Here is a 9998-nt window from a genome sequence, read left to right as displayed (position 1 = left end):
CGCTGCGCTCCGGGTCCCGGAAAACCACCATTCTCGGCGCGCCCTGACCTGAATGGCAATCGGCCTTAGAGTGAGGGCCTGACAGCGGTCAGGCTGCGTTCAGCACTGCACACTAGGGTGCCCGCAAGGGTGAGGTTTTCCGTGAGGAGAAATGGCCGTGAAGAAATTGACCGCAGCACTCGTCTCAGCCCTTGTCGCCGGAGCCGCCCTGTCCGGCGCCCCCGCCGTCGCCGCCAAGTCCAAGCCGAAGCTGACCGGTGAGGAAAAGCTCGCCAAGATGCTGGAAGGCCGCGAAGCCGGAAAGCCGGTGAACTGCATCACCCTTTCGCAGGTTTCGCAGACCACCGTGATCGACAAGACGGCGATCGTCTATCAGGTTGGCTCGACGCTCTACGTCAACCGCCCGACCAATGCCGACCTGCTCGACAACGACGACATTCTGGTGACTCGCCTCTGGGGTTCGCAGCTGTGCAGCGTGGACACCGTGCAACTGCATGACCGCATGGCCGGCCACATGTGGAGCGGCTTTGTCGGCCTGCGCGAGTTCGTGCCCTACAAGAGGGTCAAGAAGTAAGCCCTGCCCCCCTGAAGCGGAAGTTGGCATCCCAATTCCACGTCATCCCCGCGAAGGCGGGGATCCCGCTTCTGGCAGCGTAACTTAAGGAAGATCAGCGGGGCCGGCGGCGAGTTGTCTCACGGCCGCGCTCTGCAAAGGGGCTTCCGGATTACTTATACCAAGGCGCTGAGATGCTGACGCATCACGCCTTGAAAATGCTCAAGCGCCGCACGGGCTTGACCAAAGCGCGATGAGTCAAGCTCAGCGCGCTTTGGTATTACTGGCCAAGCTGGCCGCGAATGGCACCGGCCGGATATTCGCTGTTGTGGACGTTGATGTAGTACCCGGAAAACCCGTCCTTCATCGCATCGGCCACCCATTCGGGCGCATCGACGCAACCCTTGAACCCGCCATCCTCGCTCTTGACCAGCGGGAGCACCGGCGGCCCGTTCTCGCCCCTCGCCCCCTTGTGAATGTGCGCCGCAGTGGCATCGGCGAGATCGGTGAGCGCTGTCACGCTGTAGCAAAGCTTGCCTCCGGACACCGTCACTTCCGCCATGGCCGAAGCATCGGGATCCCCTTCATCGACTTCCTGCGCGCCGGACAGCGCGGCGTGATACGTCGCCATGTCGGCGGCCAGGGCTTGCGGGGCAATGGCGATCATGGGCACGGCCGTGCCTGCAAGGGCAGCCAGGATAGCAAGGCGTTTCATGGGCTCTCTCCGGATTCGTTTGGGATTTTCCGGGCCATGCTAGGGCAATGCGGCGAACGTGTCAGGCCCGCCCGTCCAGCCGCCGCCCGATCGTCACGACATCCTGCACCTCATAGCCCAGCGCATCGTAGAACCCGCGCGCCTGCGCATTGTCGCCGCGCACCATGAGCTGGATCTTGGGGCATCCGCGCGCCAGCAGCCATTGCTCGCTCGCCGCCATCAACGCACGCCCGGCACCCTTGCCCCGCCGCGCCGGATCGACGCCGAGATAATAGACCCAGCCGCGATGGCCATCGAAGCCGACCATGACGGCGCCGCACAAGGCGCCGTCATCGCGTGCCAGCAGGATATCGGAAGCAGGCCCGCCCAGCGCCAGATCGAAATCGGCGCGCGGATCGTTCCAGGGCCGCGTCAGCCCGGCAGCCCGCCACAGCGCAACGACCGCCTCGCGATCCCCGGCCCGGGCCGGTTCGACGCTTATTCCCACTCGATTGCCCCTATTATCATAATATCTTGTTTTATAATGAAAAAATATCTCTCATCATTACGCATCGCCTGCAACACTGTCAAAATCAGCGCGCCATTGCCGGCAAAGTGGCTGAATCTGAGGGATACGTACCTCTTCCTCGGGTGGAACGGCTACATCTTCTCCATGCGAAATCCGCTTGGCGCGATGCTGGTCAGTCGGCGAAATTCGCGGCTGAAATGGAAGGGATCAGGATAACCGCAGTACAAGGCAACGGCAGCAACGGGCATGTCCGTTCCGCTGAGAAGCTGTTTTGCCAGATCGATCCGTTCATGCCGCACCCAGTCAAGCGGCGTCATGCCCACATGGCGCCTGAATTGCCGGAAGAGCTGCGATGCGCTGACTTGCGCGATATCCGCGAGATCGTCCACCGACCATCTGCGCGCGGGATCCGTCCGGACCGCCTGCATGACCGCAGCCAGCCGGCTCGGTAAATTTCGCCCGGCCATCGTATCGGCACAGGCCCCGGCGATAATGGCGATGAGCTGGGCCGCAATCGCGTTGCAGGCGCTGCCGATTGCCGGTGATTTTCCGCGGATCAATTCCACCACCCGGTGAAAGTGCGCCTCGGCCGCGACGGTCTCCTGCGAGGTGAACACGGGATTGGAAGCGACTCTCAGGCGGGCAAACACCATGTCGAGCCCGTGTCCCTCCAGCCCCATCCAGAGGTAGCTCCAGGACTCTGCTTCCGGGTGACAGGCGTGCTGGTAGCTTTGGGAAGTATCGACCCATGCGATCGATCCGGCATGTGCCGCCGCCGATACCCGCCCCATGCGAACCATGCCCGCGCCACTGTAGGTGTAAACAAGCGTGTGATGATTGAAACGCGCGCCGATGGGCGCGTGACTGCGGTCGCAGGAGCGTTGTCCGGCCACGTGAAGCCGATAGGGAAAGACGCGGGAAAGATGGTCCGGCGTGTTGAAATGGATCGTGCTTTGCAAAGCCGGATAGACGGTGGCGATCATGGCGCAGATTGCCGGAATGCCGTGGATGACATGCTGCAAGTCTTCTCCAGCTTCACGCGATTCTGATCCATTCCCAATTCTTCCCGGCGCTATATTTTCGCGCTGCATCCGCATGGATCCCCGGCGTGAGGGACCGTTCGCGCGATCGTTTACGGAGTAGTGCCAAGCCGTGTTCCAGCATGATTTCGATCCGCTCTCGGACGCATTCGCGCGTGATCCCTATTCGGTTTACAGGGAACTCAGGGCTTGCGACGGGCCCGTCTATCATCCCCGCCTCCATATCTGGCTCTTGTCCCGTTTCAGCGATGTGTCCGCGGCGGCCGTCAATTCGAACTGCGTGCGATCGCTCGAAGCGGCCTTCCCGGCAGAGGAAGTTGCGCGACGGAAGATCGCGCAGAACTGGCATGACATGCCCAATCATGCGCGCTTCGTGCAAAGGAGTTTGCTCGATTCCGACGGTCCAGCACACGACCGTCTGCGCAAGCAGGCTTTCCGCGCGTTCACTCCTGCGCTGATCGCCAGACAACGCGAAGCGATCGAGCGTTTTGTCGATCACCTCATCGACGGCCTGCTTGCGCGCGGCACGATCGATTTCATCGCAGATTTCGCCTGCCACGTGCCGGGGCGGGTCATCGGCCGGGTCCTTGGCGTGCCCGACGAGGTGTCCGCCCAGCTTCGGATCTGGTCCGAAAACATCGTGCAGTTCTTCGACGTCGGCCGCAGCACGGAGCACAAGCAATTGGCCGAAGCCGCCACGACCGAATTCCACGCCTACCTGACCGGCCTGATCGCCGAGCGCGAAGCTGTTCCCCGGGACGACCTGATCAGCGATCTCATCGGCAGGCGCAATGCCGGCATGATGAGCGAGGACGAGCTGATCTCTCTGTGCATGCTGATCCTCATGGCCGGCCATGGATCGACGATCGACGTGCTCGGCAGCGGCATGCATGCGCTCTTGCGGTTTCCGGAAGCGATGATGGCGCTCCGCGAAAACCCTGCGCTGATCGCGCCGGCCATCCAGGAAATGTTCCGCTTTGAATCGCCCCTGCCCTTCTTTCACCGTTACCTGACGGAAGACACCGTCATCGCCGGAAAGACCCTGCCCAAAGGGGCAACGATCGGCCTTCTGTATGGTGCGGCCAATCGCGATCCGCTGCAGTTCACGCAGGCCGATCGCTTCGACGTGCAGCGCGCCGGGAACCGCCATCTGGCCTTCGGTTCCGGCCCGCACGTCTGCCTTGGCAATCATCTTGCGCGGCTGGACATGGAAATCATTTTCACCACACTCCTGCAGCGGACGCGAGCGATCGAACTGGCCGGGGAGGAACCTGCCTACAAACGAGGCCTTGCCGTGCGCGGTCCGGTATCGCTGAACGTGACACTGGCCCCTGCCTAGCCTCCCCTGCCTAGCCTCCCCTGCCTAGCCTTCCTTGCCGCGCCCGCTCAGTTCGCGCAGGCGTTCGGCCAGATAGGAACCCGCGGTGTAGCGCTCAGACAAGACGACTTCCGGCCGGGGCTGAAGGAACAGCGGAAGCGAGATCCGCGACATCCGGGCAGCCTCGCCGGACGGATTGACGACCCGGTGCGTCGTCGACCGGAAGTACCCGCCCGACGCTTCCTGGAGCATGTCCCCGACATTGACGACGAGCGCACCGAAATCGCACGGCACGTCCATCCAGTTGCCATCCCCGGCAAGCAGCTGGAGCCCGCTCTGGTTCGAGGCCGGCAGCAAGGTGATCAGGTTGATGTCCTCGTGCGCGGCCGCACGCACCGCGCCATGTTCCTCGCCTCCCGTCAGCGGCGGATAGCGCAGCACCCGCAGAAGCGAGGACGGGCTGTCCGCGATCATTGCCCCCAACGGCATCGAGAAACGCGCTCGCACGTCAGCCGGCGTCTGGTCCTCGATCCAGCCGAGCAATTCGCCTGCGACCACGGCCGCCAGATCGCGGTAACGCCGGGCCGCTCCGGATACTTCCCCGGGATAGCGCCCCCAGGGAAAGATATGAAAATACTCCTTGAGATCGCGCTTGCTGTGCCCTTTGGCCGTTTCGGACACGGCATGGGAAAAGTATCCGTCCTGGCGTTCGGGATCGCGCGGATAGCGATGCTTGGCCGGACTGTCGAAGAACGCCAGCCATTCCGCATAGACGTCTTCGACAAGATCCACCGGGATCGGATGATCGACGAGAACACCGAACCCGGTCTCTCGCAGCGCTTCCACAAAGCGCGCGGGCGCGTCGGGGCTGCGGTAGGACACAGCGGCCAGTTGAAAGGCCTCGGGTGACTGGTGCATCGTGTTCCTCAATGGGCAGATCCGGATGCCGTGCGGGCTTCTTCGGCGAGCCGCCGGGACAGTTCATCGCGCACGCCGGGTTCCATGAAGCCGGCCGCCACGCTGGTCCGGTCGAGCGCCAGCAAGGCATCGGCATCAAAACCCAGGGTATCGCGCAAGCTGCGCCGTTCACTGGACAGCAGCGAGCGGGTTTGCCGGGGATTGTCGTCGCCCAGAACCAGCGGCACCCCGCAGGCATGGAAATGCCGGGCCGGATGCGCCTTCAGGCTGGCAATGCCGCCGGTGTACCAGTTCGAAGTCGGACAGACTTCCACGACAATGCCGCGCGCGGCGATTTCCTGCAGCACAGCGGCGTCCTCCGCGATATGCGTGCCATGGCCGATGCGCGTCACCCCCAAGAGGTCCACCGCGTCGATCGCGGCGGACGCGGGGCCTGCCTCGGCGGCGTGGCAAGTAAGGCCGAGGCCCGCTGCCCGCGCGATCCCGAAGGCGGGGGTCACGATATCCAGGTCGGGATAGAGGATTTCATCACCGGCAAGATCGAAGCCGACGATGCCGCGCCCGGCGAAACGGGCCGCCGCGCGCGCGACCGCCTCGTTCACTTCGGGGCTATGGAGCCGCAGTGCGCAAACGATGGCGCCAGCGGCCATGCCGGTGGCCCTGGAACCTTGCGCCACGCCTTCGCATACCGCAGCGATCACTTCGTCCAGATCCATGCCGTGGCCGGTATGGCTCATCGGTCCAAAGCGCAGTTCGAGATAGTCCTCGCCGTCGGCCGCTGCATCCTCCACCGCCTCACGGGCGATGCGGGTAAGGCTGTCGCGGTCGGCAAAGAACGGATATGTCGACGAAACCTTCGCAAGATAACACGTGAGATCGGACGGGCCATTGAGCTCCATGGCCCGCGCCCAGCCGCCGGCGGGCTCGGGCAGGCCCAGTCTGGCGCCCAGTTCCAGAGCCGTTTCCGGCCTGACGCGCCCTTCGAGATGGGTATGAAGGTTCAGCAGCATGCCGGCCCCCTACCGCGCGGCCTCGGGACCATCGAACGCCAGCAGCCGTTCGACCAGATGTGGCCCCAGCGGGCTGGCCAGTTCCAGCACGATCCGGTGCCGGGCACCAGGCCGATCGACAGGCCCGAGGCGTTGCCCGCGCAGATCGCAGATGGTCTGGCCCCGTCCGGGACCATCCGTGGCATCGATCACGATCTCCACCGCAGGCGCACGCACGGCCTCGACGCCGCCGACGGCAATCGCGGCTGCCATCGGATCGTGCAGCGCGCAGCTGCGTTCTCCGTAAAGCGGGACGTAATAGTCGAAATAGACGTCCAGCATGGCCCCGAGCGCTCTTACCAGAGCGGAAGGCGCCTCCAGAAGCGCTTGGCGGTCCCGCTCGAAAAGCTGGTTTTCCAGAGTGACGTCCAGCGGGACCAGCGTGCAGTTCCAGGCGGCATCCAGCAGCATGACGGCGGCTTCGGGATCGTTACCGATGTTGGCCTCGGCAACCGGGCTGATATTGCCGGGAACCAGCGCGGCCCCTCCCATGGTGGTCACCGAGCGGATCAGGCCCGGCAGGCCGGGTTCGCGGGCCAGTGCGGTTGCGATGTTCGTCGTCGGGCCGACCGTGACGATCGACAGCTCGCCCTCATGCTGATGGGCAAGCGCACGCAGCAGGTCCGCCGCGTCTTGCGCCTCCGGATCGCGCGGCGCTGTCGGAAGCGTCACATCGCCCACGCCGTTGTGCCCGTGGATCCACGGCACGCCGCCAGTAAATCGCCGCGCCAGAAAGTCATGGGCGCCGACCGCCACCGGAACGTCGCCCCGCCCGGCCAGCTGCAACAGGTCCAGCGTGTTTCGCGCCGCCTGCGTCGCGTCGATATTGCCGCTGACGGTCCCGACGCCGACCAGATCGATCTCGGGCGAGGCCAGCAGATAGGCCAGCGCCAGGGAATCATCGATGCCGGTATCGCAATCAAAGTAGACGGGGCGGCGTGAGGCTGGCCGTGCCAAGGTCATTCTCCGGGTTTCAGGGCTATGAAAAGGCTTGCGACGAAGGCAGCGATCGTGATCGCGCACGAGATGGATAGCGCTGCAGTGTAGCCCGCCGTCGTACCAGCTGCGGCAAAGGGCGCAACGATCGCGATGCCGAGATTGGCCCCCAGACCGAACGCCGCCCCGTTGAGGCCGGGCAGCGCCGCTGGCGCCTCCCGCGGGGAGAGCAACACGCCGAGCCCATTGAGCGTCGTCAGCGCCAGGCCATTGTACGTGAGGCCCAGCAGTGCCAGCGCGGCCATCACGAACAGGCGGTCATCCGTCCACAGCGTGATCGCGACGAGCAGCAGGATGCTGGCCCCCAACCCCGCCCGCATGACCACAATCCAGCCTGTGCGGTCTGCCAGCCATCCGGCCAGCGGCGCCGTCAGCACGCCGATGAAGGCGGCGGGCGAAAGATAGAGCAGCGCCGACATCGCGCTATCCAGGCCATAGCCATGGCGGCTGTCCTGACTCAGCAGGACGACGGTAAAATTGATCACCGCAAAGATGCCGGCCAGCGTCAGCATCGTGGTCAGCAGCATGGGCCAGAACTGGCGAGAACGCAGGAAGTGCGTGGCGACCAGCGGCACGGCGCATCGCTGTTCGATCTTCCAGAACACGCCGCCGGCCAGCCCCGCGCCCCCCAGCCAGGCCAGTGCCCGGCCGCTGGCCCATCCGCCTGATGAGCCAGCGGATACGAAGAAGCTGACGCTGGCGAGCAGCAGCGCCAGTGCAACGCCCCCGGCCCAGTCCATCCGGCTGCGGCGTTCGACGGGTTCGTCACGCGGCAATTGCAGCGCGGCCGCCGCCAGGGCCAGCAATCCGGCAAGGAGGATCACGCCAAAGACCGCCCGGAACCCGAAGCGCTCCGCCACCAGCCCGCCCAGATATCCGTCGATCCCGCCGGCACCGCCGCTGATCGCCGTGATCAGACCAAGGGAAACGCCGAACAGTTCCTTCCGCAGCAATTCCCGCAGCAGCAGGTAGGTGATCTGAAAGGCCGCGTTGGAGCAGCCCTGCATGAGCCGCCCGGCCAGCAGAACCGGAAGGTTCGGCGCGACAATGCACAAGACCGTCCCCGCTGCCAGAAGGCCCAGCACGACCATCAGGCACAGCTTGCGCCCGACGAAGTCACTCCAACGTGCGAGGACTATGCCGGAAATGCCCCCCGACAGGAAAAACAGCGACGAGATCGCGGACACATCGTCCATCCGCTCGCCAAGATCGGCGGCGATCCGGGGCAGTACGGGCGTAATCATCGTCGCGTTGAGCTGATAGGACAGGACCGAAAGTGTCAGCGTCGCGACCAGTGCGGCGGCCGGCAGGCCATGCAGTCCGGATGCTGCCGTTTTTTCCGCCGTTTTTTCCGTCGCAGGCAGCTCGCCCGCGGCCAGCGCCGGTCCGATCATGAAAGCGACGCTCCGGCCGATGCGTCCTTACTGGCATTGCGGTGCATCATCGCTCGTCCCCGTCAGCCGATCGCATGCACGCCGGGCCTTTGCGGCCCGGACAAGCGAACAGCGGCGCTGTCTTGCCCTCAGTCTATGGGCATGTATGGTTCTAATCCATGAGCAAAAGACGACCGACCCGATCGCAAAATGCGAACACCATGGCCCGAGCAGCCGCATGATCTTCGGTCGCGCCGCTCTCTATTTCGACGAAGTTGCGCGGCAGGGATCTATCCGCCGGGCCTCTGAAACGCTCAGCATCGCGCCCTCCGCCATCGACAGGCAGATTTTGCAGCTGGAGGAGCATTTCGGCGTTTCGTTGTTCGAACGGACCGGACGCGGCCTGCGCATGACGACGGCCGGAGAAATGCTGGCGGGCGCCCTGCGCGGTTGGCGGCGCGATCTCAAGCGCGTTTCCGAACAGATCGACAGCCTCACCGGCCTGCGCCGGGGTGAAGTGTCCATCGCCCTTATCGAAGGCGCGGCCGAACTGCTGAGGGGCGCGATTGCCAGCTTCAACGAAGCCTATCCGCACATCGTGTTCCGGCTGCAGACCGGCAGCGCCCAGCAAGTGGTCGATTACGTCACGGTCGGCGAATGCGACATCGGGCTGACCGCGAACAGGCCTCACCTGAGCGAACTGCGCGTGGAGCGGGCCTTGCTGTACCGGCTGGGACTGATCGTCCTGCCCGGCCATCCCCTGGCCGGCCGGACCGAGATCAGCCTTGTCGAGTGCGCGGACCTGCCGCTGATCGTTCCCGACGAATCGATCTCGCTGCGCGGCGTGCTGGACAAGGCCTGGGCGCGAAGCATCGGCGGCAAGATCCGCCACTTCATCGAAGCCAGCAGCATCAATATGGTGAAATCCTTTGCCGCAAGCGGTATCGGCCTGGGCATTGTCTCGGCTCTCGACGTGATGGATGAAATCGCAGCGAAGCAGATCGTGTTCGTGCCGCTGTCGGATACGCCCGCCCCTTTGTCCATTCTGACCCTTGTCAGTGCCAGCGACCGCACGCTTTCCGTGGCCGCTTCGCTGTTCATGAGCCATCTGTCCGTGACGATGCCAGACGGAGACGTGCCAGGCACTGCAGGCTAGGGGCAAGCGCTGGATGAGCTTGCCTGGCGCCGACGTTTTCCATCCACCTGACCGTGAATGACGGAAACGTCACAGCTTTTTCTCATGCCGCGGATGTAGAGTCTTCTCCAGCCGCCGTTCGCCCTCCTCCGTGATACCTTTTCCGCAACTCACGTAACGCCAATCAATATTGGACGGTGAGAGGCAAGGCTTTTATCCCGGAACACTCAATAGGCGACCGTCCTGCGTAATGTTGTGAGCCAGCACATGCGAAGGAACAGGAACGCTCGAACGGAGAAGCCCGACGACGCAAGCGACGTCATAACGCGTTGGAACGTATCGTTTCCCGCCGACATGCGGGAAATCTGATCGAGCGCTAGTCTGACAAAATAA

At 64.1% G+C, this 9998-nt stretch carries 10 protein-coding genes; 3 read left to right on the top strand and 7 right to left on the bottom strand.

From position 1 onward, the window contains the following. Positions 1–151: 151 nt before the first annotated feature. Positions 152–574, top strand: coding sequence for a hypothetical protein (locus tag NN5_RS18375; RefSeq protein ID WP_067736696.1), 423 nt, complete (start codon positions 152–154; stop codon positions 572–574). Between the two features lie 259 nt (positions 575–833). On the opposite strand, the gene NN5_RS18370 is transcribed toward NN5_RS18375, so the two are convergent. The 3 genes from NN5_RS18370 to NN5_RS18360 form a co-directional block, all read right to left on the bottom strand. Next, positions 834–1268 (bottom strand): CHRD domain-containing protein, encoded by a 435-nt coding sequence (locus NN5_RS18370; protein WP_067736694.1) that lies wholly within the window; start codon positions 1266–1268, stop codon positions 834–836. 61 nt (positions 1269–1329) lie between these two features. Beyond that, positions 1330–1755: a GNAT family acetyltransferase gene (locus NN5_RS18365; protein WP_067736691.1), complete on the bottom strand. Its 426-nt coding sequence runs from the start codon at positions 1753–1755 to the stop codon at positions 1330–1332. Positions 1756–1907: 152 nt separating this feature from the next. Beyond that, positions 1908–2873, bottom strand: coding sequence for a helix-turn-helix transcriptional regulator (locus NN5_RS18360; RefSeq protein WP_084385037.1), 966 nt, complete (start codon positions 2871–2873; stop codon positions 1908–1910). A gap of 55 nt (positions 2874–2928) precedes the next feature. Between NN5_RS18360 and NN5_RS18355 the strand changes: the two genes are divergently transcribed. Then, complete coding sequence (locus NN5_RS18355) at positions 2929–4155, top strand: cytochrome P450 (RefSeq protein WP_067736685.1); 1227 nt, start codon at positions 2929–2931, stop codon at positions 4153–4155. A gap of 24 nt (positions 4156–4179) precedes the next feature. Here the strand turns inward: NN5_RS18355 and NN5_RS18350 are convergent, their stop codons facing one another. From NN5_RS18350 to NN5_RS18335, 4 genes are read right to left on the bottom strand one after another with little or no spacing between them, the layout of a single operon-like run. Continuing rightward, positions 4180–5052 (bottom strand): 2OG-Fe(II) oxygenase family protein, encoded by an 873-nt coding sequence (locus NN5_RS18350; protein ID WP_067736683.1) that lies wholly within the window; start codon positions 5050–5052, stop codon positions 4180–4182. Between the two features lie 8 nt (positions 5053–5060). Continuing rightward, positions 5061–6062 (bottom strand): adenosine deaminase, encoded by a 1002-nt coding sequence (gene add, locus NN5_RS18345; protein ID WP_067736680.1) that lies wholly within the window; start codon positions 6060–6062, stop codon positions 5061–5063. Positions 6063–6071: 9 nt separating this feature from the next. Beyond that, positions 6072–7058, bottom strand: a complete 987-nt coding sequence (locus tag NN5_RS18340; RefSeq protein ID WP_067736702.1) for a nucleoside hydrolase — start codon at positions 7056–7058, stop codon at positions 6072–6074. Positions 7059–7060: 2 nt separating this feature from the next. Beyond that, positions 7061–8491, bottom strand: a complete 1431-nt coding sequence (locus tag NN5_RS18335; RefSeq protein ID WP_084385036.1) for an MFS transporter — start codon at positions 8489–8491, stop codon at positions 7061–7063. Between the two features lie 217 nt (positions 8492–8708). On the opposite strand from NN5_RS18335, the gene NN5_RS18330 reads away from it, so the two are divergent. Next, positions 8709–9626 (top strand): LysR family transcriptional regulator, encoded by a 918-nt coding sequence (locus tag NN5_RS18330; protein ID WP_067736678.1) that lies wholly within the window; start codon positions 8709–8711, stop codon positions 9624–9626. The last annotated feature ends 372 nt before the right edge of the window (positions 9627–9998 follow it).

The sequence above is a fragment of the Novosphingobium naphthalenivorans NBRC 102051 genome, assembly GCF_001590985.1.
Classification (GTDB): Bacteria; Pseudomonadota; Alphaproteobacteria; order Sphingomonadales; family Sphingomonadaceae; genus Novosphingobium; species Novosphingobium naphthalenivorans.
This window is presented reverse-complemented; position numbering and strand designations above follow the sequence as displayed.